The 23,509-nt window shown below is 67.4% G+C and carries 25 protein-coding genes, 1 tRNA gene and 1 pseudogene; 13 read left to right on the top strand and 14 right to left on the bottom strand.

The window, feature by feature from the left end; genetic code table 11:
• Positions 1–14: 14 nt before the first annotated feature.
• Both AZC_RS07540 and AZC_RS07535 read right to left on the bottom strand, forming a co-directional pair.
• Entirely contained in the window at positions 15–320 is a 306-nt protein-coding gene (locus AZC_RS07540) for a DUF1328 domain-containing protein (protein ID WP_043879047.1), read from the bottom strand.
• A gap of 90 nt (positions 321–410) precedes the next feature.
• Positions 411–812 (bottom strand): hypothetical protein, encoded by a 402-nt coding sequence (locus tag AZC_RS07535; protein WP_012169991.1) that lies wholly within the window; start codon positions 810–812, stop codon positions 411–413.
• A 141-nt stretch (positions 813–953) separates the two neighbouring features.
• On the opposite strand from AZC_RS07535, the gene AZC_RS07530 reads away from it, so the two are divergent.
• Positions 954–1,895, top strand: coding sequence for a diacylglycerol/lipid kinase family protein (locus tag AZC_RS07530; RefSeq protein ID WP_012169990.1), 942 nt, complete (start codon positions 954–956; stop codon positions 1,893–1,895).
• 55 nt (positions 1,896–1,950) lie between these two features.
• Here AZC_RS07530 and AZC_RS07525 read toward each other — a convergent pair whose 3' ends face one another.
• On the bottom strand, positions 1,951–2,679 hold the full coding sequence (locus tag AZC_RS07525; protein ID WP_043879046.1) for an SIMPL domain-containing protein: 729 nt from the start codon (positions 2,677–2,679) through the stop codon (positions 1,951–1,953).
• Between the two features lie 273 nt (positions 2,680–2,952).
• On the opposite strand from AZC_RS07525, the gene AZC_RS07520 reads away from it, so the two are divergent.
• Both AZC_RS07520 and AZC_RS07515 read left to right on the top strand, forming a co-directional pair.
• The gene (locus AZC_RS07520; RefSeq protein WP_012169988.1) at positions 2,953–3,546 is read left to right on the top strand and encodes a TMEM175 family protein; all 594 of its coding nucleotides are present in this window, start codon (positions 2,953–2,955) and stop codon (positions 3,544–3,546) included.
• Between the two features lie 266 nt (positions 3,547–3,812).
• Positions 3,813–3,888 (top strand) — tRNA-Ile (locus tag AZC_RS07515).
• Positions 3,889–3,998: 110 nt separating this feature from the next.
• Here the strand turns inward: AZC_RS07515 and AZC_RS07510 are convergent.
• Positions 3,999–4,187, bottom strand: coding sequence for a hypothetical protein (locus tag AZC_RS07510; RefSeq protein ID WP_043879045.1), 189 nt, complete (start codon positions 4,185–4,187; stop codon positions 3,999–4,001).
• Between the two features lie 358 nt (positions 4,188–4,545).
• Between AZC_RS07510 and AZC_RS07505 the strand changes: the two genes are divergently transcribed.
• The gene (locus AZC_RS07505; RefSeq protein WP_043879044.1) at positions 4,546–4,854 is read left to right on the top strand and encodes a GNAT family N-acetyltransferase; all 309 of its coding nucleotides are present in this window, start codon (positions 4,546–4,548) and stop codon (positions 4,852–4,854) included.
• 10 nt (positions 4,855–4,864) lie between these two features.
• On the opposite strand, the gene AZC_RS07500 is transcribed toward AZC_RS07505, so the two are convergent.
• On the bottom strand, positions 4,865–5,320 hold the full coding sequence (locus AZC_RS07500) for a MerR family transcriptional regulator (RefSeq protein ID WP_043879043.1): 456 nt from the start codon (positions 5,318–5,320) through the stop codon (positions 4,865–4,867).
• A gap of 102 nt (positions 5,321–5,422) precedes the next feature.
• Between AZC_RS07500 and AZC_RS07495 the strand changes: the two genes are divergently transcribed.
• On the top strand, positions 5,423–7,786 hold the full coding sequence (locus AZC_RS07495; protein WP_012169984.1) for a heavy metal translocating P-type ATPase: 2,364 nt from the start codon (positions 5,423–5,425) through the stop codon (positions 7,784–7,786).
• A 39-nt stretch (positions 7,787–7,825) separates the two neighbouring features.
• On the opposite strand, the gene AZC_RS07490 is transcribed toward AZC_RS07495, so the two are convergent.
• From AZC_RS07490 to AZC_RS07460, 7 genes are all read right to left on the bottom strand, one after another.
• Positions 7,826–8,224: a (R)-mandelonitrile lyase gene (locus AZC_RS07490; RefSeq protein WP_043879042.1), complete on the bottom strand. Its 399-nt coding sequence runs from the start codon at positions 8,222–8,224 to the stop codon at positions 7,826–7,828.
• A 142-nt stretch (positions 8,225–8,366) separates the two neighbouring features.
• Positions 8,367–10,286, bottom strand: coding sequence for a bifunctional sugar phosphate isomerase/epimerase/4-hydroxyphenylpyruvate dioxygenase family protein (locus AZC_RS07485; protein WP_012169982.1), 1,920 nt, complete (start codon positions 10,284–10,286; stop codon positions 8,367–8,369).
• Positions 10,287–10,299: 13 nt separating this feature from the next.
• Positions 10,300–11,130: a shikimate dehydrogenase family protein gene (locus AZC_RS07480; protein WP_012169981.1), complete on the bottom strand. Its 831-nt coding sequence runs from the start codon at positions 11,128–11,130 to the stop codon at positions 10,300–10,302.
• Positions 11,131–11,220: 90 nt separating this feature from the next.
• Positions 11,221–11,949 carry an amino acid ABC transporter ATP-binding protein gene (locus AZC_RS07475; protein WP_043880129.1) on the bottom strand — a complete coding sequence of 243 codons (729 nt, stop codon included), beginning with the start codon at positions 11,947–11,949 and terminating at the stop codon, positions 11,221–11,223.
• 73 nt (positions 11,950–12,022) lie between these two features.
• The gene (locus AZC_RS07470; protein WP_012169979.1) at positions 12,023–12,856 is read right to left on the bottom strand and encodes a transporter substrate-binding domain-containing protein; all 834 of its coding nucleotides are present in this window, start codon (positions 12,854–12,856) and stop codon (positions 12,023–12,025) included.
• Between the two features lie 56 nt (positions 12,857–12,912).
• The gene (locus AZC_RS07465; RefSeq protein ID WP_012169978.1) at positions 12,913–13,554 is read right to left on the bottom strand and encodes an amino acid ABC transporter permease; all 642 of its coding nucleotides are present in this window, start codon (positions 13,552–13,554) and stop codon (positions 12,913–12,915) included.
• Positions 13,555–13,564: 10 nt separating this feature from the next.
• The gene (locus AZC_RS07460) at positions 13,565–14,233 is read right to left on the bottom strand and encodes an amino acid ABC transporter permease (RefSeq protein WP_012169977.1); all 669 of its coding nucleotides are present in this window, start codon (positions 14,231–14,233) and stop codon (positions 13,565–13,567) included.
• A gap of 212 nt (positions 14,234–14,445) precedes the next feature.
• Between AZC_RS07460 and AZC_RS07455 the strand changes: the two genes are divergently transcribed.
• On the top strand, positions 14,446–15,126 hold the full coding sequence (locus tag AZC_RS07455) for a TetR/AcrR family transcriptional regulator (RefSeq protein ID WP_043879041.1): 681 nt from the start codon (positions 14,446–14,448) through the stop codon (positions 15,124–15,126).
• Positions 15,127–15,138: 12 nt separating this feature from the next.
• On the opposite strand, the gene aroQ is transcribed toward AZC_RS07455, so the two are convergent.
• Positions 15,139–15,582 carry a type II 3-dehydroquinate dehydratase gene (gene aroQ, locus AZC_RS07450; protein ID WP_012169975.1) on the bottom strand — a complete coding sequence of 148 codons (444 nt, stop codon included), beginning with the start codon at positions 15,580–15,582 and terminating at the stop codon, positions 15,139–15,141.
• Positions 15,583–16,188: 606 nt separating this feature from the next.
• Here aroQ and pobA point away from each other — a divergent pair.
• Entirely contained in the window at positions 16,189–17,361 is a 1,173-nt protein-coding gene (gene pobA / locus AZC_RS07445) for a 4-hydroxybenzoate 3-monooxygenase (protein WP_012169974.1), read from the top strand.
• A 22-nt stretch (positions 17,362–17,383) separates the two neighbouring features.
• Here the strand turns inward: pobA and pcaQ are convergent, their stop codons facing one another.
• A complete protein-coding gene (gene pcaQ / locus AZC_RS07440) occupies positions 17,384–18,310 on the bottom strand; it encodes a pca operon transcription factor PcaQ (protein ID WP_012169973.1) in 927 nt (308 codons plus the stop codon).
• 89 nt (positions 18,311–18,399) lie between these two features.
• Here pcaQ and pcaD point away from each other — a divergent pair.
• The 6 genes and pseudogenes from pcaD to AZC_RS07415 all read left to right on the top strand — a co-directional run.
• A pseudogene (gene pcaD / locus AZC_RS07435) lies at positions 18,400–19,191 on the top strand (3-oxoadipate enol-lactonase); the annotation flags it as partial.
• Between the two features lie 27 nt (positions 19,192–19,218).
• Positions 19,219–19,581 carry a 4-carboxymuconolactone decarboxylase gene (gene pcaC, locus AZC_RS26075; protein ID WP_244421847.1) on the top strand — a complete coding sequence of 121 codons (363 nt, stop codon included), beginning with the start codon at positions 19,219–19,221 and terminating at the stop codon, positions 19,579–19,581.
• A gap of 149 nt (positions 19,582–19,730) precedes the next feature.
• Entirely contained in the window at positions 19,731–20,480 is a 750-nt protein-coding gene (gene pcaH / locus AZC_RS07430; protein ID WP_012169971.1) for a protocatechuate 3,4-dioxygenase subunit beta, read from the top strand.
• On the top strand, positions 20,480–21,094 hold the full coding sequence (gene pcaG / locus AZC_RS07425) for a protocatechuate 3,4-dioxygenase subunit alpha (RefSeq protein ID WP_012169970.1): 615 nt from the start codon (positions 20,480–20,482) through the stop codon (positions 21,092–21,094). The genes pcaH and pcaG overlap by 1 nt, the downstream gene beginning before the upstream one ends.
• A 75-nt stretch (positions 21,095–21,169) precedes the next feature.
• Positions 21,170–22,234 (top strand): 3-carboxy-cis,cis-muconate cycloisomerase, encoded by a 1,065-nt coding sequence (locus AZC_RS07420; protein ID WP_012169969.1) that lies wholly within the window; start codon positions 21,170–21,172, stop codon positions 22,232–22,234.
• Between the two features lie 79 nt (positions 22,235–22,313).
• The gene (locus AZC_RS07415) at positions 22,314–23,498 is read left to right on the top strand and encodes an ABC transporter substrate-binding protein (protein WP_012169968.1); all 1,185 of its coding nucleotides are present in this window, start codon (positions 22,314–22,316) and stop codon (positions 23,496–23,498) included.
• The last annotated feature ends 11 nt before the right edge of the window (positions 23,499–23,509 follow it).

Raw genomic sequence — 23,509 nt, 5'->3', positions numbered from 1 at the left:
GCAGCGCGAAAGGCTCAACTCCTGCGCATGGGCAGAAGGTCACGCGCCCGCGCGCCGGAGCCCGAGGGCGGCGGCGCATCAGGCGGGGTGAGCGCGGCGATCATGGTGATGAGCGGCGGCGAAGAGGGCTTGGCGGGGCCCATCTCCCCGGCGGTCGCCCGCTCCAGGAGGATGAAGAAGCCGGCCACGGCGAGCGCGATGACGAGGAAGATGCCGAACAGCGCCAGCGAGATGTTGCGCGCGACCCGCGAGACGGTGAGGAAGCCGAGCGAGCCGGCGATGATCGACAGGATGAGGAAGAGCGCGGCGTATTTCAGCATGGCGGCGGCTCCGCTTGGAGTGTTCTGCCGCTCCAACACCGGAACGCGCCTTGCGTTCCACCCTACCGCCGCCCGTTAACGATTTTGTCCTCAGCGGCTGTTGAGCCAGGCCCGGATCTCGACCTTCAGACGGCGGAAATCCCAGAAGGCGGCGCCCACTACCACCAGCGGCACGAGGGCGAACGTTAACGAGAGGCCCGTGCTCCAGCCCATGGCGTTGCGCAGGAAATCATAGGCGAAGTAGGCGGTGACGAGCGTGACCAGCGCCGCGATGGCGAGATAGGCCTTGTTGGTCAGCCGGAAGACCCCGTAGCCGACGCCGGCCGCGATGACGAGCGCGATCAGCAGCGCCCAGCCGTAGCCGAGTTGGAACTGGCGGGCCAGGAAGGTGCCGCCCGAGAGGCAGAGCAGGAGGAGCGCAGCGAGCAGCAGGAGGCCCGCCCGCAGCCGCAGGATGGTTCCGTCTTTGTCGTGCGCCTGCGGCATGCTCATGATCGCCCTCCCGAATGTTCTCGATCATAATGCCGACATCGTTTCGCCGCTCAAGGCTGATCACTGGGAACATGACGTAAGGGCGCCGCCCGCCGGAACCGGAGTGGGCAGGCGGAGGTTCTCCGCGCTGGGAGACGAGACATGGGCCGCACGCTGGTTGTGTTGAACGCGAAGGCCGGGACCCTCATGGATCTCGGGCCGAAGACCACCGCCGAGGCCGTGGACAAGGCACTCACCCGGCCCGGCCGGGACGTCACCGTGGTGCTGGCGGAGGGCAAGCAGATCCCGGGCGCCGTCCGCTCGGCGATCGAGGGCGGATACGACACGCTGATCGTCGGGGCCGGTGATGGCACGGTGAGCTACGCCGCATCGGTGCTGGCCGGCAGCGACGTCGCGCTCGGCGTGCTGCCGCTCGGCACCATGAACCTGCTCGCCTACGACATCGGCCTGCCGCGTGACCTGCCCGGCGCGGTCGCGGCACTCGCCACCGCCCGGCCCATGCGCGTGGACCTGACGACGCTCAACGGTCGCGCCTTCCATGGCGTCTCTGGGGTCGGCTTCTTCTCCCAGATGGCGCTCGCCCGCGAGCAGGTGCGCGAGCAGCGCGGCCGCATCTTCGGCTGGCTGTGGGCGCTGTGGCGTGCGGTATTCCGTTCCGGCCGCCTGTCGCTGGAGATTGAGATCGACGGCCGGCGCGAGCCCATTGATGCCTATGCCGCTCTCGTCACCAACAATGCCTTCGATGCGCCCGGCTGGCATCGCTCGCGCCTCGACACCGGGCTGCTGGAAATCCACGTGGCCGAGGAGCGCGGCGCCCTGGCGCGGTTGAAGGCGGGTGCCGACCTCATCGTGGAGAACTGGCGCAACAATCCCGGCATCCGCTCCTTCCAGGCGCACACCGTGACCATTCACGGGCTGAAGCGGCGGCGCGCCTGGGTGGCGACCGACGGCGAAGTGACGCGGGAAACGCTGCCGTTGCGCTATGAGGTGCGGCCGAAGGCGCTGACGCTGCTCATTCCGGAGGCCGCGATCCAGTGGGCGGAACGCCCCGACGGCGCTGCCAGCCCGGCGGCGGTGGCCTGACGCCGCCGCGCCTCTTCCCAGGGTGATTCCGGCCCCTTCCGGGGCCGGCAGGCCCTCAGCGGGGCTCGATCTCATAGACGATGGACACCTGCGCCCGCACATCCATCTCACCGGACTCCACCGGCACGGCGCGCGCCTCGGCCTTCATCGGCATCGGCGCGGGCAAGGCGAGATAATTGTCGCCACCGCGCGGATCGATGCGGCGGATGCGGACCAGCCGGACGCCCGCGGCATCGGCGATCTGCTGTGCCTGCGCCTGCGCGTCCTTCACCGCCGCCACGCGGGCCTGAAGCTGCAGCGGCGACGCATCGGCCAACTGGAAACTGAGGCCGCTGGCCTGGTTGGCGCCCGCCTGAACCACCTTGTCCAGCAGGGTCCCGACGAGCGCGAGGTCCCGAACCGTCACGGTGACGGCGTTGCGCACCTCATAGCCCACCACCTTCGGCGCCTCGCGGCTGTCCTTGCCCGGCTGGGAATATTGCGGCTGGACGGATAGGCCCGAGGTGCTGATATCCTTCGGTTCGACCCCCGCATCCTTGATGGCGGCGATCACCTGCTCCATTGCCTTGGAATTGGCGGCGAGCGCCTCCTCGGCCGTCTTGCCGGCGGCGACGACGCCGGTGGTCACCATCGCAATGTCCGGGCGCGCCGAGGCCCGTCCCTGCCCCACGACGGTGAGCGTCGAGCGGGCAAACTCCTCCGCCTGTGCCGTGGCGCCCATGACGAGACCTGCCGTCAGCACCGCAGCGGCCACAGCCGCATTCCACCTGGGCGCAATCCGCATCCAATTTCCCCCGGCGACCGGCGACCTTCCGGCCCGCTCGCGCATCTGCATGTCCAGTGATGGGCGCTTATGGCGGGCATTGGTGAAGACTTCGCCAAGCCGCCGCACCCCGCCCCACGGGCGGCTCACGAAAGCCCCGGAAGGCGGCGCTTATGGGGCAGCATGGCCCTTGTCCCCATCCCCGCCGCCGAGACGGGCGGCCTGCCGAAAGGCGGCGCGCACTTTGCCGCCGCCTGAGCGACAATCGCCTGATTCGGCAGGGCGAGGGGCGGCATGCGGTGGTTTCCCAAGGCGCGGGTGGAAGCGCTGAGCGACGGCATCTTTGCCTTCGCCATGACCCTGCTCGTGCTCGACATCCGCCTGCCCGCCGACCTGCCGATCACGAGCCCGCAGGAGCTTTCCGCGCAGATCTTCGGCCTCTGGCCGCAGGCGCTGACCTATCTCATCAGCTTCTTCGTGCTCGGCGCCCTCTGGCGCGCCGGCATCGAACTGCGGCGGGCGGAGGAGACCATCGCCGGGGGCCTGCTGCGGGTCTGGCTGGTCTACCTCTTCTTCATCACCGCCCTGCCCTTCTCGTCCGCCCTGGTCGCCCATTACGGCCACATGGCGCCGGCGGTCTGGCTCTACGCGGGGCACATGGCCATCCTCGGCCTGCTGACGCTGCCACTGACCCACTTCGAGGTGGCCCGCGGACAGAAGGCGATTATCGTCGCCACGCGCCGCCGGATGCTGCTCTTCATCGCTTCGGCGGTGCTGGCGGCGGTCATCGCCTGCTTTTCGCCGCGCCATGCCCTGTGGGCCTTCGGCCTCAACATCCTCGACCGCCTCTGGCCCGCCCCCCGCTCCGAAGGCCGGCGCCCCGGTTAGAGCGCGATCCAACCAGATGGAACCGCCACGCGTTTCCATCTGGTCGGTCAATCGCGCTCCAACTTCTTGAGTAGAGACGGGTTCACCGAGCATATTGAAACGCAGGCGTTTCAATATGCTCGGATCCGGCTCCAGGCCGGCACGGGACAGGCCGAGATCCCGGCGCCACCGCGCAGCCGTCCTGCCGATGGACGGCCCGCCGTCCCCAGTCTCGCCGGCGAGGCAGTTGTCCATCGGCATCAAGGTTGCTAGGAGCAGAGCGGTCGGGGCCTGTAGCTCAATGGTTAGAGCTGACCGCTCATAACGGTCTGGTTGGGGGTTCGAGTCCCTCCGGGCCCACCACACCCTTCCGAAATCGCGCAAAAATTCAGAGCCAGCCGGCAGTCGCTGGTCCCGGCGCGGCTGAGGACGCGCGCCCGGATCTGATTGTATGACCGCTGCGAACGCCGCGCTTACTTGTGCTGTTCGCGTTCCTTCAGCAGGGCATCGAGTTCGGCTTGCTGTTCGGCGATGCGGTCGGCGGCGCGTTCCTCGTCCGCTGCGCCGGAATAGGCTGCGGCCTGCTCCGTGAGCTGGCGGAGGTTGTCGCGGGCGATGGCGATGCGGGCATCGAGGTCGTCTGTGTTGAGGCCGTCGGACATGGCGCGCTTTCTCCGATTGTTCGGCCCAGTCTTATCACCCGGCGCTCCCTGGGGCGAAGACGGGATTTCCAACTCGCCCGGTGACAGAAGGCCGCCGGGTGAGCGGCGCCGCGACCGCATCGGCCCGCCGAAGGCTTGCTCCAGGACCGGCAGAGCGATCCCGCCCCTTCCAGCGCGCCGACGAGCGCCACTCGCTTCCGCTCAGAGGTTCTGCACACAAAGGGAACACGCCCCGAGGCCATGCGTTCTTCAAACCGGCTCAGGCCTGTCGGCCCATGCCACCGGGACGTGCCGAAGCACATGGCGTGGGCAGTGCGGGGGCGATAGGTTTCATCGAACGCTATGAATCGAGGCTGTGATGAGTGACGCCGAAACTGAGGTCCGCCGGGAAGAAAAAGACGGCCACGGGCGCTACATCATCGCGCTGGCGCCCGGGGTGGAAGCCGAGATGAGCTTCCGGCGCGGGGCCAATGGAACGGTGATCGTCGATCATACGGGTGTTCCGAAGGCCTTAGAGGGACGCGGCATCGCCGGGCGGCTCATGGCCGCGCTCATCGCCGATGCGCGGCACGAACCCTTCACCATCGTGCCCCTCTGCTCCTACGTGGCGGCGCAGTTCCGTCGACACCCGGAATGGCAGGATCTCCTGGCGGCTCCGGCCGCCTGATCCTTCGGGTTCAGTGCTGGTGATGGGTGCATTTGCCGTGATCGGCCAGCACCTCGATCACCTTGCAGTCGGCGAGCCGACCATGGCTGCACCCCTCGATCATGCGCTCCAGCTCCGCCTTTAGGGCCATGAGGCTGGCAATCCGCCGCTCCACATCCGCCAGATGGCCCCGCGCGATCCTGTCGGCGGCCTCGCAGGATTGCGAGGGATCCTGCTGGAGCGTCAGAAGCGCGCGGATCTCCTCCACCTCGAACCCGAGTTCGCGGGCATGGCGAATGAAGGCAAGGCGGCTCAGGTCCTCGCTTCGATAGGTCCGGCGATTGCCCTCGGTGCGCACCGGCGCGGCCAGAAGGCCGATCTGCTCATAATAACGGATGGTCGGCACCTTCACGCCGCTGCGCCGGGCTGCCTCGCCAATGGCGACCTCATCCTGTTCGCTCTGCCCGCCTCGCGCTCGTCCCGCCATCTCGCCTCCGCTCCCGCCCGCTGCATTTTTCCACAGATGGGGTCTTGCTCCTCTAGTGACTAGAGGACGTAACACGGCGTTGGAAAGATCGGAGGACGAGTCATGTCGAGCGCCCTATCCCGCAGCCGCTTTCGCGTCGAGGAGATGGATTGCGCCTCCTGTGCCGCCAAGATCGAAACCGCCGTGCGCCGCCTGCCCGGCGTGACCGAGGTGTCCATCTCCGTCACCGCCGGCACCATGACGGTCGCGCATCAGGATGCGCCCGAGGATGTGGTGGCCCAGATCGAGCGTCGGGTGTCCGGCCTCGGCTATCCGGCCAAGGCGACGACAGCGGACGCGCCGCCAGCCCCCGCGGGGGCGCCGGCCTCCGCCTGCTGCGGCCAAGGCCATGACCACCATGATCATGACCATCACGATCCCGACCGTCATGACCATGCCCATCATGACCATGGCCCGCACCCGCATCACGGCCATGGGCACGATCACCATGATCACGCTCCCCATGAGCGTGGGGGCCATGAGCATTCCGGCGACACCGCCCCGGCGCCGCTGGGCCGTGCGACTCCCGCCGACAATCCGCCCGCAGCGGTTCCGCCCGCGCGGCGCTGGTGGCAGACGGGCAAGGGGCGCCTCACGCTCATGAGCGGCGCCGCTCTGGCGGCCGCCTATGGCCTCGGCCATCTGCTGCCGGAATGGGCGGGGCTGATCTTCACCGTGGCGATGCTCGTGGGGCTCGTGCCCATCGCCCGGCGCGCTTTCTCGGCGGCGCGCGCCGGAACGCCCTTTTCCATCGAGATGCTGATGACGGTGGCCGCCATCGGCGCGGTCATCATCGGGGCAACGGAGGAAGCTGCCGCCGTCGTTTTCCTCTTCCTCATCGGCGAACTGCTGGAGGGCATCGCCGCCAGCAAGGCCCGCGCCGGCATCCAGTCGCTCGCCGCGCTGGTGCCGAAGACGGCCCTCATCGACACGCAGGCGGGCACCCGCGAGGTGCCGGCCGACAGCCTGCGGGTCGCCGACCTCATTCTGGTGCGTCCCGGAGCCCGCATTCCGGCCGATGGCGAGATCGCAGAGGGAGAGAGCGCCATCGACGAGTCCCCCGTCACCGGCGAGAGCACGCCGGTGGTGAAGGGGCAAGGCGCGGCCGTCTTCGCCGGCACCGTCAATGGCGACGGCGCGCTGCGCGTGCGCGTCACGGCGGCGGCGCAGGACAACACCATCGCCCGCGTCATCCGTCTCGTAGAGGAGGCGCAAGAGAGCAAGGCGCCCACCGAGCGCTTCATCGACCGCTTCTCCCGCTATTACACCCCAGCCATCGTGCTGGTGGCGGTGCTGGTGGCGGTGCTGCCGCCGCTCCTCTTCAGCGGCGACTGGCAGGTCTGGATCTACAAGGGCCTCGCCATCCTGTTGATCGGCTGCCCCTGCGCCCTGGTCATCTCGACACCGGCCGCCATTGCCGCCAGCCTCTCCGCCGGCGCGCGGCGCGGCCTGCTCATGAAGGGCGGCGCGGTGGTGGAGACCATCGGCAAGGTGACGGTGGCCGCCTTCGACAAGACCGGCACGCTCACCGCCGGCACCCCGCGCGTCACCGACATCCTGCCATTCGAGGCGTCGGAGGCGGACGTCCTGCGCCTCGCCGCGGCGCTAGAGACAGGATCGAGCCATCCCCTGGCCCGCGCCATTCTGGAGCGGGCGGCCGAGGCGGGCATCACCCCGCCCGGCGCATCCGAGGCGCGCGCCTATGGCGGCCGAGGCGTCGGCGGCCGGGTGGAGGGGCAGGACGTCTTCCTCGGCTCGCCCGGCGCCGCGGCCGAGCGGACGACTGTGCCGGTAGAGGCCCGCGCGCAGATCGAAGCGCTCAACGATGCCGGCAAGACGGTGTCGGTGCTGGTGGTGGACGGGCGGCTCGCCGGCGCCATCGCCATGCGGGACGAGCCGCGCGCGGATGCCCTCAGCGGACTTCGGGCGCTGCGGGCGGCCGGCATCACGCCGATCATGCTCACCGGCGACAATCCGCGCACCGCTGCCGCTATCGGCGCGCAACTCGGCATCGAGGTCCGCGCCGGTCTGCTGCCGGAGGACAAGCAGCGCATCGTCACCGAACTGAAGCGGGACGGCGCACGCGTGCTGAAGGTAGGCGACGGCATCAATGATGCCCCGGCGCTGGCGGCGGCGGATGTGGGCATCGCCATGGGCGGCGGCACGGACGTGGCGCTGGAGACGGCGGACGCCGCCGTGCTGCATGCCCGCGTCTCGGACGTTGCCGCCATGGTAGCGCTGTCCCGCCGCACCATGGCGAACATCCGCCAGAACATCACCATCGCCCTCGGGTTGAAGCTGGTGTTCCTCGTCACCACCCTCATCGGCCTCACGGGCCTGTGGCCGGCCATCCTCGCCGATACGGGCGCGACGGTTCTGGTGACGCTGAACGCCCTGCGCCTGCTGCGGGCGCCGGCGGCCGATTGATCCGGTGGCCCGGCCCTGTGCGGGGCCGGGCACGTTCCCTCAGGAGGCGGTGCCGAGATAGTCTTCGTCGGAGACCTTCTCCAGCCAGGTCACCGGGCTGCCGTTCTCCATTTCGGCAATGGCGATATGGGTCATGGCGCACTGGGGGGAGGCACCGTGCCAGTGCTTCTCGCCTGGCTCGAAGAAGACCACGTCGCCCGGCCGCAGTTCCTCCACCGGCCCGCCCGCGCGCTGGGTGCGGCCAGAACCGGAGACGACGAGAATGGTCTGGCCGAGCGGATGGGTGTGCCAGGCGGTGCGGGCGCCCGGCTCGAAGGTGACGGTCACGCCGCTGAGGGCGCCGCTGCCGCTGAAGGGCGCATCGAGCCGGACGGTGCCGGTGAAATAATCCGGCGGGGCGGGGCGGGAGGCGACCTCGCCGCTTCTGGTAATCTTCATGGAGCGCAGTTCCTGAACTGGGGGCGCCGGCCATGGGCGGCCGGTCGGTGCCGGCACGCTATCCTAAAGCGGGCGATGAGATTAGCCGCTCGAACGGCATAAACTCAGACGGCCCGCTCATGAATACGACCGCCCCGCGCGCTCATTCGGGCGCGGCGCCGGCCTCCCCGAACACCGGCGCTTCCAGTGGCTGGAGGCGGGCCTGCGCCGCCAGCCGGATGCCGGCATTCGCCGCCCCATAGCCTTCATAGCCGTCCCGTTGGATGATCTCGAAAAACAGACCGCCGTCCAGCAGCGTCGTATAGGCCTGACGGAATTCGCCGGAGGCATCCCGGTCATAGAGGATGTTCAGCGCCTTCATGCGGTCGATGGCCTCGGGCGGGAGGTCGGACCGCGCTTCGAGATCATCGTAATAATTCTCCGGGATCGGCAGCATGGCGACACCGTTCGCGACAAGCTGGCGGACGGTCGCCTCGATGTCGGTGGTGGCGAAGGCAATGTGCTGCACGCCCGAGCCGAAAAGCTCGTGAACGAAACGCGCAGAGAGCGTGCGGTGGCTTTGCGAGCCATTGAGGATGAGGCGCAGCCCCTGCCCCGTGCCCCCCTCTAGCCCGCTCTCCACCACCTGGCTCTGGACCACGCCGCCGGGATCGATCACCGCCTGGCTCGGCGTCTTCCGCGTCTCGAAAAGCGAGGAATAGAAGAGCAGCCAGGTGAGCATTTCCTCATATTGCATGCTCTGGGAGATGTGATCGACGTGGGTGAGCCCGGTCGGCGCCACGTTCGCCGCCACCGGCTCGAAATCCACGGCAGACCAGCCGCCCAGCGCCGAAGCCTGATCGAGGAAGTAGAGCAGGCTGCCCCCCAGACCGCGCACGGCCGGAATGTCCAGTTCCCCCGGCCCGATGGCGCCCGCATAGGGCACGTCCCGCAGCGCCCGCGCCCGCTCAGTGGCGGCGCGCGCATCCGGAACGCGCAGGGCGAGCGCGCAGACGGAGGTGCCGTGGGTGATCTGGTAGCTGTGGGCGAAGCCCTCCGCATCGCTGTTGAGGACGATACGGATGTCGCCCTGGCTCCAGAGGGCCACATCCTTGGAACGGTGCCGCCCCGTGCGGCTGAAGCCGAGTGCCGCCAGCACGCCCTCAAGCGCCGGACGGCCGGTCTCGGAGACCGCAAATTCGATGAATTCCACCGCCTCCACCGGGCCCGGCGGCGGCATGGGTACAGCGCCCTTGAGAGGCCGCCCGAGCCGGCGCGCGGTTTCGTCCAGCAGCCAGATCAGCGAGCGGTGCCCATCCAGCGCCACGGAGCGGGCCGAGCCGGCGCGGAAACGGTCGTTGAAGATTTCCAGCGACAGCACGCCCTCATAGCCGGTGGCCGCAAGTGCATCCATGAAGCCGGAGAGATTGAGATCGCCCTGCCCCGGCAGGCAACGCCAGTGGCGGCTCCAGGAGAGTGGATCGAGCTGAAGCAGCGGCGCATCGGCCATCTGCACCATGGCGATGCGGTCACGGGGAATGCGGCCGATGGAGGTCAGCTCCAGCCCCCGCGCGAGAATGTGGAAGCTGTCCAGCACGACGCCCACGTTGGGCTGGTTCGCGCGGCGCACGATTTCCCAGGCGTCGCGATAGTCCCAGACGTGCCGGCCCCAGGCGAGCGCCTCATAGCCGACCCGCAGGCCGCGACGGGCCGCCCGTTCGCCCAGTTCCACGAAATCCGCAGCCAGCCGATCGATGCCGCTCTCCGCCTCCGGCGAGACGCTGGAGCAGACGAAGAGCAGGTCGCAGCCGAGTTCCTCAAGCAGGTCGAACTTGCGCTCGGCCCGGTCGAAGGTGCGCTGGCGGCGCGCCTGCGGCATGCCCTCGAAATCGCGGAACGGCTGGCAGGTGACGATGGCGAGGCCGAGATCGGCGCAGATGCGGCGCACATCGGCCGGCGAGCCGGGAAAGGCGATGAGATCGTTCTCGAAGATTTCCACCGCCGGAAAGCCGGCGGCGGCGATGGCCTCCAGCTTCTCCACGAGGGTTCCCGAAACGCAGACCGTGGCGATGGACGGGATCATGGCGGGCTCCTTCTCAATCGAGCTGCGCGGCGGCCCTCAGGGCCTCCGGCGTCGTGGGCGGCAGGCCGAAGAATTCGAAATAGGCCGGAATCTGCTCGAACAGCATGTCGGTGCCGACCTGGAAGGCGCAGCCGCGCGCCCGCACGGCGGCGAGGAAGGGCGTGATCTCGTGGGTCATCACCACCTCCCCGACGAAGGCCGAGGGCGCAATGCGCTCCACCTCCACCGGAAGCGGATCGCCCGCGCGCATGCCGAGGGGCGTCGCGTTCACCACGATGTCGCAACCGGCCGGATCGTTCGCGCCCACCTCAACCTCAAGGGCCGGATAATGGCGCTTCAGCCGCTCGGCCAATTGCCGGGCGGCCTCAGGATGGCTGTCGAAGAGCGTGATGCGGGCGACGCCGGCGCGGGCGAGGGACGCTGCGATGGCCGAGCCGACGCCGCCGGCTCCCACCACGAGGGCATGGGTGCCCTCGATCACCCGCCCCTTCCGGCGCATCCCGCGCACGAAGCCCTCTCCGTCGAACAGGTCGCCCTCAAGGCGGCCATCTTCGCGCCGGCGCACGGCATTGCAGGCCCCGGCGATGGCCGCGGTCGGCGAGGCCGCGTCCACCAGCGAGAGGGTCGTCACCTTGTGCGGCATGGTGATGAGCGTGCCGAGCGCATTGGACAGGCGGAAGAAGAGCTTGAGGAAGGACGGGTAATCGGGGACCTCGCAGCCCATGGGCACGACGACCGCGTCGATCCCCTCGCGCTCGAAATAGGGATTGTAGATCATCGGCGACTTGAAGCTCTCGGTCGGAAAGCCGATGTGGCCGATGAGCTTTGTTGTTCCACTGATCATTTCATGCCCCGACCTGTTCCATCCACGGCGCGGCCTGCCCCCGGCGCGAGAGCGGGAAGGGCGCACCCGCCCTTCCCCATCCTGTCGGCCTCAGTGCGAGAGGATCTCGCCAAGGAACTTGCGCGTGCGCTCGTGGCGCGGCCGCGTGAAGAACTCCTGCGGCGGCGCCTCCTCGACGATGGCCCCGCCAGCCATGAAGATGACCCGGTCCGCCACCTGACGAGCAAACCCCATCTCGTGGGTGACGCAGATCATGGTCATGCCCTCCTCGGCGAGACCGATCATGGTGTCGAGCACCTCCTTGACCATCTCCGGATCGAGCGCCGATGTCGGCTCGTCGAACAGCATGACGCTCGGCCGCATGCACAGGGCGCGGGCGATGGCGACACGCTGCTGCTGGCCGCCGGAAAGCTGGGCGGGATATTTGTCCGCCTGCTCCAGGATCTTCACGCGCTCGAGCAGGCCGCGCGCCGTCTCCTCCGCCTCCTTGCGGGAGACGCCGAGGGCACGCACGGGGGCCAGCATGCAGTTCTCTAGCACGGTCATGTGCGGGAACAGGTTGAAGTGCTGGAACACCATGCCGACCTCTCGGCGCACCTTGTCGATGGTGCGGCTGTCGTCACCGAGCCGCGTGCCGCCCACCCGGATCTCGCCCTTCTGATAGGCCTCCAGATGGTTGATGCAGCGGATGAGCGTCGACTTGCCCGATCCCGAAGGTCCGCACAGGACGATCCTCTCGCCCCGGCGGACCTCAAGGTTGATGCCGGACAGCGCCTTGTAGGCGCCGTACCATTTCTCCACGTCGGCCATGACGATCATGGCGTCCACGGCGGTTCCGCTGAGGTTGGCGACATGCGGTGTCATGGCCGGTCTCCGATCGCAAGGGCTGCCGTCAGCCGGCCGAGAAGGGCACGCCTTCGATGCTGTCCGGGAACTGGTGGACCGGCACCTTCATCCACTTGTCGTAGATCTTCTGCAGCTCGCCATTGGCCTTGATCTTGTCGATGAAGGCGTTGATGGAGGCATTGATCTCCTTCTCGCCCAGACGCGTGCAGGCGCCGTTGTAAAGCTTCTGGAATTCCAGCTTGTTCTCGAACTCGCCGGGCTTGGCCTGCTCGATGCGCTGGATGTAGAAGATGTTGCCGCCCACGGCCTGCACCTGCCCCGACACCAGCGCCTGGATGCTCGCCGCATCGCCGTCATAACGGCGGATGGTGGTGCCAGAAGGTGCGTTCTTGGTCACCTGCGTATCCTGCGCCGCGCCCTTGGCCACGCCGATGGTGAACTTCGCCATGTCCGCATTGCTCTTGATCTCGGCGGACTTGGGGCCGATCAGCACGATGGCGTTCGCCACATAGGGCTTGCTGAACTGCACCGCCTTGGCGCGCTCCGGCAGCATGGCCATGGTGGCGAAGAGCACGTCCACGCGACCGGTGGTGAGCGCGGGAATGCGGTTGTTCACCTCCAGAGGCATGAACTCCACCTGCACGCCCAGTTCCTTGGCATAGAGCCGGGCGATGTCGGCGTCGATGCCGTCCTGCTTGCCCTCGCTGGTGACGAAGCCCCACGGCGGGTTGTCGCCCTGGATGCCGACGATGATCTTCCCGCGCGCCTTGATCTCTTCCGGCGTCACGGCCGACGCCGGGCGCAGGGCAAGGGTGGGCAGCGCCAGCGCGGCGAGGAGGGTTGCGGCCACGAGGCGGCGGGTAGGCTTCTGAATGCTCATGTTTCCTCTCCCTTGATGTTCTGTTTTGGCAGCGATGCTCTTGGTTTTGGCCCGTCTCAGCGGGCGGGTGTGGCGAAGCGCCGTTCCAGATGTGCGCCGAACAGCGACAGCGGCCAGCACATCAGGAAATAGAGAATACCGACGATGCCGAAGACCAGCAGCGGCTGGAAAATCTGGTTGGAGACGATATTTCCGGCCCGTGCCAGCTCGGTGAAGCCGACGATGGAAGCGAGCGAGGTGCCCTTGATGAGCTGCACCAGAAAGCCGATCGTCGCCGGCAGCGAGATGCGGATGGCCTGCGGCAGCACCACATCGCGCATGCGCGAGACGTAACCCAGGCTGAGCGCATGGGAGGCTTCCGTCTGGCCGCGCGGCACCGCCTCGATGGACCCGCGCCAGATCTCGCCGAGATAGGCGCTGGCATGAAGCGTGAAGCCGACGGAGACCGCCGCCCAGGGATTAAGCCGGATGCCGACAAGGGCGAGACCGTAATAGACCACGAACAGCTGCATCAGCAGCGGCGTGCCCTGGAAGAGGGAGATGTAGCCGGCGGTGACGCGCTCGAGAAGCGGAACGCCCGAGGTGCGCAGCAGCGCCACCGCGAGGCCGCCGACACCCCCGAGCACGAAGGCGATGGCGGAGAGGATGACCGTCCACTTCAGGCCCTGAAGGAGGAAGAGGAATTCGCCCAGATGCATCCCACGCTCCTCACTTGACCGGATAGCTGAAGTAGCGGGCGGAGATGAGCGCGAAGAAGCGCATCATCATCCAGGAGATCACGAGATACATGAACGTCGCCGTGCCGAAGACCTCGAAGCTGCGGAAGCTGTCGGATTCGATGCGCTGGGCCACCGAGGTCAGCTCATAGGCGGAAATCGCCGAGGCGATGCTGGTGGTCAGCGTCAGAAGGATGAACTGGCTGGTAAGCGAGGGATAAACAGCCCGCAGCGCCGGCTTCAGCACGATGAGCCGGAACACCAGAGCCTTGTGCAGGCCGAGCGCCAGCCCCGCCTCGACCTGGCCACGGCTGATGGACTGCACGCCGCCCCGAATGATCTCGATGGCATAGGCCCCGCCATTGATGCCGAGCGCAATGATGGCGGTGGGTGTCGGGTCAAGACGCACGCCGGCCAGCGGCAGGGCGAAATAGATGAAGAAGATCTGCACCAGGAACGGCGTGTTGCGGATGACTTCCACGAAGGCCTTCACAAGGAAGCGCACGGGGGCGTGGCGCGAGTCGCGCAGCAGCACACCGCCGATGCCGATCACGATGGCCAGCGCCATGCCGCCGAGTGCCAGCACGAAGGTGCCAAGGCAGCCGGCAAGCAGATCCGGCAGCCCCTCGATGACGGGGGTGAAATCAAGCACGTAGTTCATGGCGTTTCCTCGACAGCCGCCCTTCTGCGGGACGGTCCGTTGCACCTTCGCCGATGCGTCTGCGCGCATCTGGCGCATCGCGGAGAGGCGACTTGCGCTCGTTCCGCTATATGTGAAATGTACCATCCAGTTCATTTGGTCAAGCGAAATGGACCAGCTAGTACATTTCGCATCGCAACAGGATCAGCACGGTGAAAGCCGGCGGTGCAGGCATGACGAAGGCACAGAGGTTGGCGAAGGCGCAGACGTCCCCCACGCCCGACAAACGCACCCAATCCTGGACACAGGATCCGGAGGGCGTCCGGCGCAGCATCCTGGAGGCCGCGCGGGCCGAGTTCGTGGAGCACGGGCTGAGAGGCGCGCGGGTCGACGAGATCGCCGCCAAGACCGCCACCAGCAAGCGCATGATCTATTATTACTTCGGCGACAAGGAGGGGCTCTACCGCGCCGTGCTGGAGGCGATGTACGACCGCATCCGCAGTTTCGAGCGCAGCCTCGACCTCTCAGCCCTGCCGCCGGAAGAGGCGATGGGGAAGCTCGCGGGCTTCACCTTCGACTATCACGCGCAAAATCCCGATTTCGTACGCATGGTGATGATCGAGAACATCCATCACGCGCGCCACCTCGCCAGTTCGGACAAGATCGCCGGCCTCAATCTCTCCATCCTCAGCGTCATCCGCGAGGTGTATGATCGCGGTGTTGCGGCCGGCCTCTTCCGGCCGGGCATCGAACCGCTCGACATCCACCTCACCATCAGCGCGCTCAGTTTCTACAATGTCTCGAACCGGGCCAGCATCGGACAGGTGTTCGGCCACGATATGGGGGCGCCGGAGATCGAAGGGCAGCGCCGCCAGATGGTGATCGACATCGTTCTGCGCATGCTGCGCCCCTGACGGCCGGCGCTGTTACGCCGCCGGCACAAGGCGCGCCATGGCCTCGATGGCGAGTTCATAACCGGCCGCGCCGAAGCCAATGATGATGCCCGTGACCACCGGCGAGACGAGCGACTTGTGATAGAGGCTCTCGCGGGCATGGACGTTGGAGATGTGCAGTTCGATCTTCGGCCCGTCGAACATCTTCAGCGCATCCAGCAACGCCACGGACGTAAAGGTATAGCCGGCGGGATTGATGATGATGCCGCAGGCCTGCGCCCGCGCCTCGTGCACGCTCTCAACCAGCTCGCCCTCGAAATTCGTCTGGCGAAATTCGATGTCATAGCCGAGCGTCCGGCCCTTCTCCGCGCTGCGGTCGGCAATCTCCTTCAGCGTGGCGGTGCCATAGATGGCCGGCTCGCGCTGCCCCAGCAGATTGAGATTTGGCCCGTTCAACAGATAGATACGTCGGTCCACCCTCGCCCTCCCCTAACGAACCGCCCGATCCGCGCCCCCAACGGAGCGAGATCTGATGATCTGCAAGTCAGTTCACGTCTTGCCAATGAACAGGAATGTGGCAGCGGGACCGGCGACGATGGGGCGTTTTCCATGCCGCGGCGTTTCATGCCGGACGCCAGCGCTCTTCTCCCTCGCATCGCTCTCTTCTACGGAGCGACGTCGTTCCGGAAAGGTTAGGTGGCCCTACGCCCACCAGCAAGTGGCATCGTGCGTCATTTGATTTTTGTTCGCATATTGAACACTCGGATTTTCGGAGCCTGACCAGAGTGTTCCGCGACTCCGCCCCTCCCGAACCGCGACTAGCGCGCGAAACGGGACTTGTTGACCCGCCGACAAACATGCTCTGCTTGAGCACGACGGTGCCGGGGACCCTTGGAGTTCCATCCGGCAGACGGTGGTGGGCGCCCCAGTCAGGCGGGCCTCACCTCAAAGGGCGCAGCACCTTCCCCTCCGGCCGCAAAACCGGGCGGGAGCGGTTCGCGCCATTTCCAGAACAGGCGCCTCCACGGCCCGGCCACCGTCCGGCGTGGTGGCGCACAAGAACATCACATCAGGGAGAGACGCATGCGGACGCAGGTCGCCATCATCGGGTCGGGGCCCTCCGGCCTGCTGCTCGGAAGGCTGCTGACCCTCGCGGGGATCGACAACGTCATCATCGATCGCGTGGGGCGCGACTACATCCTCGGCCGGGTCCGCGCGGGCGTGCTCGAGCAGGGGCTCGTGGACATGATGCGTGAGGCCAAGGCTGCCGAGCGCCTGGAGGCGGAAGGCCTGCCGCACGCGGGCTTCGACATCGCCGTGGACGGCGCCCTGCATCATATTGATCTGAAAGGACTGACGGGCGGGAAGACCGTCACCGTCTATGGCCAGACGGAACTCACGCGCGACCTCATGGACAAGCGCGCTGGCGACGGCGTGACCACAATCTACGACGCCCAGAACGTCACGCCCTTCGACTTCGACGGCGATCGCCCGTGGGTGTCCTATGAGAAGGATGGCGTGCCGGGCCGCATTGATGCGGATTTCATCATTGGCTGCGACGGCTTCCACGGCGTGAGCCGGAAATCCGCTCCCTCGCGGGCGATCGAGACGTTCGAGCGGGTCTATCCCTTCGGCTGGCTGGGCGTGCTGGCGGATGTGCCGCCGGCCCGCGAGGAACTGGTCTATGGCCGCCACAGCCGGGGCTTCACCCTGTGCTCCATGCGCTCCAGGACCCGCAGCCGCTACTACATTCAAGTCCCCCTTGCCGATCAGGTGGAAGACTGGTCCGACGACGCCTTCTGGGACGAGCTCCGCCGTCGCCTGCCCGAGGACGTGGCGGATGCCATCGTCACGGGACCGTCCTTCGAGAAATCCATCGCGCCGCTGCGGTCCTTCGTGGCCGAGCCCATGCGCTTCGGCACCCTGTTCCTCGCCGGCGACGCCGCCCATATCGTGCCGCCCACGGGCGCCAAGGGCCTCAATCTCGCTGCCAGCGACATCCGCTACCTGTTTGACGGACTGAGGGAATTCTACAAGGACGGGTCACGCGCGGGGATTGACGCCTATTCCGCGCGGGCGCTCGCCCGCGTGTGGAAGGCCGAGCGCTTCTCCTGGTGGATGACCACCATGCTGCACACCTTCACGGAGGTGGACGCCTTCGGCCGGCGCATCCATGATGCGGAGATCGCCTACACGCTCTCCTCGCATGCTGCCCGCGCGGCTCTGGCGGAGAACTACGTCGGCCTTCCTTATTGAGGAGTATCATCCGCGGCGCGGCTCAAGCCATTGCCAACACGTCCCGCGCCGCCTCGCGGATGAAATCAACCAGCAGGGCCAAGGGGAAGGAGGGTGTTTCCCCCGCCCGCACGGTCAGGCCGACCGGCCCCCGTGTGCTGCCCGTATCCACCGGCAAACGGCCCAGAAGGCCTTCGGCGATATCCTGCGCCACCACGCCCTCGGAGATGATCCAGACCGCGTCGCTCGCCCGCACGAAGGCCCGTCCGAAGGCGTCGGACACCGTCTCAACCTGGTTGGGCAGGGCTGAAATCCCGTTGCCGATCAGATAGCTGTCCACGATGGGGCGGATGATGGAGCCGGCGGTCGGCATCAGCACGGGATAGCGGGCGATGTCATCGAACGGCACCGCCTGCCCCCCCAGGAGCGGATGGCCGCGCCGCACGGCGAACACCACCGGCTCGGAATAGAGATGCTCGAAGGAAAAGCCCGCCATTTTTTCGGGCGCGGCGAGGCGGCCCACCACCAGATCGAGATCGCCGACCCGAAGCTGTTCGAGGAGAACGGAATTCTCGCCTGTCACGATCTTCACACGGCTCCAGGGCTGGGCCTTGAGAAACAGCGCCATGGCTGGCGGCATGATGCGGGTGGAGACGGTGGGCAGCGCGCCAATCCGCAGCAAGGGGGCGGCCCCCGCCCGCTCGTGGGAAACGGAATCGAGCCCCTGCCGTACGGCGGCGAGGGCCGCACCCGCGTGGTGGAGAAACACCTCCCCCGCCCGCGTCAGCCGGATGCCCCGCCCCTCGCGTTCGAACAGCGCCGCCCCAAGCACCTCCTCCAGCTCCCGCACTGTCTTGGTCACCGCCGGCTGGCTGACATGGAGCGCCTGCGCGGCCTTGCCCACGCTCTTCTGGCGCGCCACTTCCATCAGCGTCTGGAGATGGCGGAACTTGATGCGGGGATCGATCATCCACATAACCCTCAGGTTATAGATCGTTCCGGAAATATCATTTTACGCGGGGCCTTCAAACGACGAAATTGAGCACGGAGGAGCTGCCCGTGCCGTTCATAACCATAAAAGACGTCACGCTTCACTATAAGCTCTCCGGTCCCCGCAAGGGTGCGCCGGTGCTCGTCTTTTCCAATTCGCTCGGCACGGATTTCCGCATCTGGGATGCCGTGGCGCGCGCCTTTGCGCCGAGCCATACGGTCCTGCTCTATGACAAGCGCGGTCATGGTCTGTCCGAACTCGGCACGGCCCCCGCGACCATCGCGAGCCATGCCGCCGATCTTGCCGGACTGATGGATGCACTCGGCCTCGGGCCGGCGGCCATCTGCGGCCTTTCCGTGGGGGGCATGATCGCGCAGGCGCTCGCCGCTGCACGGCCGGATCTTGTGCGCGCCCTCATCCTCTGCGACACCGCGCCGAAGATCGGCACGCCCGAGAGCTGGAACACCCGCATCGCCGCCATCGCACAGGACGGCCTCTCCAGCCTCCTTGATCCGGTGATGGAACGCTGGTTCACGCCGGCCTTCCGGCGCGCCGACAATCCAGATTATGCCGGCTATCGCATGATGTTCGCCCGCCAGAGCGGCGAGGGCTATGCGGCCACCTGCGCCGCCATCCGCGACGCCGATCTGACTGAAGAGGCCCGCCGCATTGCCGTAGCGACCCTGTGCGTCGTGGGCGATCAGGACGGCTCGACGCCGCCCGACCTCGTCGCCGCCATGGCCGCGCTCATTCCCGGCGCCCGGTATGAGGTGATCTCCGGCGCAGGCCATATTCCCTGCGTAGAGCAACCGGCGGCGCTGATCGCGCTGATGCGCGATTTCCTTGCCGGCCTGCGCCCTGCTGCGGACGATCGTTATGCGCAGGGCATGGAGACCCGCCGCGCGGTGCTCGGCGATGCCCATGTGGAGCGGGCCAACGCGCAGACCACCGACTTCGACCGGCCGTTCCAGCAACTCATAACCGAGGGGGCATGGGGCACGGTCTGGTCGCGGGACACGCTCTCGCGCCGCGATCGCTCGCTCCTCACCCTCGCGCTGCTCGCCGCGCTGAACCAGCACGACGAATTTGCCATGCATATACGGGCCACCGCCAATACGGGGGCGACGCGCGAGGACGTGCGCGAGATGCTCCTGCACGTCGCCATCTATGCCGGCGTGCCCGCCGCCAATCACGCCATCAAGCTCGCCAAGAAGGCGTACGAACAGATGGACGGCGTCGCGGCGGTCTGACGCCCGGCGTCCCGAGAACAAGACGAAGCGCCACCAAGGCGCCGGAGGGCCCGTCCCGTCCGCCGCCCGTAAGGACGGGACACAGGAGGTTGAGGAAACGATCGCCCGCTCAGCCGCACGGCCGAGAGCGGGCCCAATCGAGGTTCGCCATGTCAGAACAGTCCAACCGCAGACCAGAAACGGGCGCCTTCTTCGCGCGTGACAGGGCCTGGCACGCGCCGGCCTACACGCCCACCTACAAGACCTCCGTGCTGCGCTCGCCGCAGCGCGCGCTGCTGTCGCTCGACGGCACGCTGTCGGAAACGACCGGCCCGGTGTTCGGCCATTCGCTGCTCGGCGCGCTGGATAACGACCTCATCCACAATTATGCGCGGCCCGGCGAGAGCGCCATTGGCGAACGCATCATCGTCCATGGCCGGGTGCTGGACGAGCGTGCGCGGCCGGTGGCCGGTGCGCTGGTGGAGTTCTGGCAGGCGAATGCGGGCGGGCGCTACCGCCACAAGAAGGAAACCTATCTCGCCGCCATCGATCCCAATTTCGGCGGCTGCGGGCGCGCCATTACAGATGAGGATGGCCGGTACTTCTTCCGCACCATCAAGCCCGGCCCCTATCCCTGGCCGAATGGAGTGAATGACTGGCGCCCGGCCCACATCCATTTCTCCATCTTCGGCCACGGCTTCGCCCAGCGGCTCATCACCCAGATGTATTTCGAGGGCGACCCGATGATCTGGAAATGCCCGATCGTGAACACCATTCCCGACAAGGCCGCCATTGAGCAGCTGATCGCGCCGCTCGACTGGGGCAACACCATTCCCATGGATGCACGTGCCTACAAGTTCGACATCGTGCTGCGTGGCCGCCGCTCGACCATGTTCGAGAACCGGATGGAGGGCAACTGATGGTCCAGAACCTCGGTTATCTGAAGGAAACGCCCTCCCAGACGGCGGGACCTTATGTCCACATCGGCCTCACGCCGAATTTCTGCGGCATCGAGGGCATCTTTCCGACCGATCTCGGCACCGCCATGGTCAATGAAAAGACCCTCGGCCAACGGATCACCGTCAGCGGCCGCGTGGTGGACGGCGCGGGTGCGCCCCTGCGTGACGCCGTTGTGGAGATCTGGCAGGCCGACGCGGCGGGGCTCTACAACAGCCCCTCGGAGCTGCGGGGTACCGCGGACCCGAACTTTGCCGGCTGGGGCCGCTGCCCGGCGCGGGCAGAAGACGGCCTCTACCGCTTCGAGACCATCAAGCCCGGCCGCGTGCCCTTCAAGGACGGGCGCAGGATGGCGCCGCACATCACCTTCTGGATCGTGGCGCGGGGCATCAACATCGGCCTCCACACCCGCATGTATTTTCCGGAGGAGACGGAGGCCAATGCCGCCGACCCCCTGCTCGCCCGCGTCGAGCATCGCGAACGGGTGGCGACGCTGATCGCCGGCGGTGCGGCCCCGGATTATGTGTTCGACATCCATCTCCAGGGCGAGAAGGAAACGGTCTTTCTCGATATATGAGGAGAAACGGGCGGCCCCGCCGCCCGCCTCGGCCAGCGCCGCGCCACTGAGCGTGGTGGACAGATCAGGGACGACATGAGCCTTTCGCCGTTCGATAACGCCCTCCTCCGCGACTTCCTCGGCGATGCCGAGGTGGAAGCGGCGCTGTGCGCGGAGGCGGACATCAGGGCCATGCTCGCCTTCGAGGCAGCGCTTGCGCGGGCGGAGGCAATCCATGGCCTCATCCCCGCCGAGGCGGCCGAGACCATCGCCACCGTTTGTGTGCAGTTCCAGCCGGATGTGGCGGCGCTGGCACGGGGTGTGGCCAGCGATGGCGTGGTGGTGCCGGCGCTGGTGCGCGCGTTGCGCGCGGCGGTCGGCCCGGAGGCCGCCCCCCATGTCCATCGCGGCGCCACCAGCCAGGACGTGATCGATACCAGCCTGATGCTGCGGCTGAAGCCGCTGGCGGCGCGCTTTTGCACCCGCCTCGGCGCCATCCTTGCCCGACTCGCGGCGCTGGACGCCGCCTTCGGAGAACGGGCCTTGATGGGCCACACCCGCATGCAGGCGGCCCTGCCGATCACGGTATCGGACCGCCTGCGCAGTTGGTCCGGGCCGCTGGCGCCGCTCATGCTGCGGCTCGACCGGCTGTCCTTTCCGGTGCAGTTCGGCGGCGCCGTCGGCACGCTGGAGGGGCTGGAGGGCAAGGGCGCGCAGGTACGGGCGGCGCTGGCCGCTGAACTCGACCTTGAGGATACGCCGCAGTGGCATAGCACGCGCACCGTGATCACCGATCTCGGCCATCTGCTCGCGCTCATCACCGGCGGCCTCGGCAAGATGGGGCAGGACATCGCCCTCATGGCGCAGGCGGGCGATGACATCACGCTGAGCGGCGGCGGCGGCTCCTCCGCCATGCCGCACAAGCAGAACCCCGTGGCGGCAGAGACGCTGGTGGCTCTCGCCCGCTTCAATGCGGTGCAGGCTTCCGCCCTCCAGCAGGCCATGGTTCACGAGCAGGAGCGCTCCGGCGCCGCCTGGACGCTGGAATGGCTCACCCTGCCGCATATGCTGGCCGCCACCGGCGCCGCTTTGCGACATGCGGAGGCGCTGACCCTTTCGATCCTCCGCCTCGGCGGAGCCGACGACACCCGACCCGGTTGACCCTCAGGGCAGCCCGCGAACAACAACAGCCGGACTGTCCGCACGCGGGGCCCCGCCCAAGCGGACGCAGGAGGACGCAATGAGGACGCGCATCATCGCCACCGCTCTGGCGCTTGCCCTGTCGGCCGGCGCCTCTGCCACCGCGCTGGCCGAGACGGTCAAGGTGGGTGTCATCGGGCCATTTTCCGGCCCCTTCGCCCTGCAGGGCAAGAATTTCAAGGCCGGCATCGACGCCTGGTTCGCCACCCACGGCAACAAGGTCGGCAACGACACCATCGAGGTGATCTATCGCGACGTGCCCCAGCCCGATCCGGCGCAGTCCAAGTCGGCGGCGCAGGAACTGGTGGTGAAGGAGAAGGTGCAGTATCTGGCTGGCTTCTACTTCACGCCCGACGCCATGGCCGTGACGCCCATCCTCAAGCAGGCGAACGTGCCCATGGTGGTGATGAATGCCGCCACCTCGGCCATCGTCACCAAGAGCCCGCTGGTGGTCCGCACCTCCTTCACCACCTGGCAGACCTCCACGCCCATGGCCAAGGTCGCGTATGACCAGGGCATCCGGAAGGTGATTTCGGTGGTCAGCGACTATGGCCCCGGCGTCGATGCGGAAAACGCCTTCAAGACCGCCTTCACCGCGCTCGGCGGGCAGGTGGTGGAGACGGTGCGCATGCCGCTCTCCACCAACGACTTCAGCCCCATCATGCAGCGGGTGAAGGATTCCGGTGCGCAGGCCGTGTTCGCCTTCCTGCCTTCGGGACCGACCACGCTCGGCTTCGTGAAGGCGTTCAATGAGAATGGCCTGAAGTCCGGCGGCATCAAGCTGCTGGCGCCGGGCGATCTCACGCAGGAGAGCGACCTGCCGGCGCTGGGGGATGCGGCGCTGGGCATGCTCACCACCTTCCATTATTCGGTGGCCCACGACAGCCCGGAGAACAAGGCCTTCGTGGAAGCCGCCCGCAAGGCCATCGGCAATCCGGTGGAACTGAGCTTCCCGGCGGTCGCCGCCTATGACGGCATGTATGTCATCACCAAGATGATCGCTGCCACCGGCGGCAAGCCGGATGCCCAGAAGGCGGTGGACGCGGTGAAGGGCCTTGCCTGGGTCAGCCCGCGCGGGCCGGTGAGCATCGATGCGGAGAGCCGCCACATCACCGAGAACATCTATCTGCGCGAGGTCGCGAAGGCGGCCGACGGCACCTATTACAACAAGGAAATCGCCACCTTCGAGAAGCAGGACGACCCCGGCCTGAAGGCGGCCCCGTGAGCCGCGCACCG

This window comes from Azorhizobium caulinodans ORS 571, assembly GCF_000010525.1.
Classification (GTDB): domain Bacteria; phylum Pseudomonadota; class Alphaproteobacteria; order Rhizobiales; family Xanthobacteraceae; genus Azorhizobium; species Azorhizobium caulinodans.
Note: the sequence above shows the minus strand (reverse complement) of the source record. Positions and strands in the feature narration are given on the sequence as shown.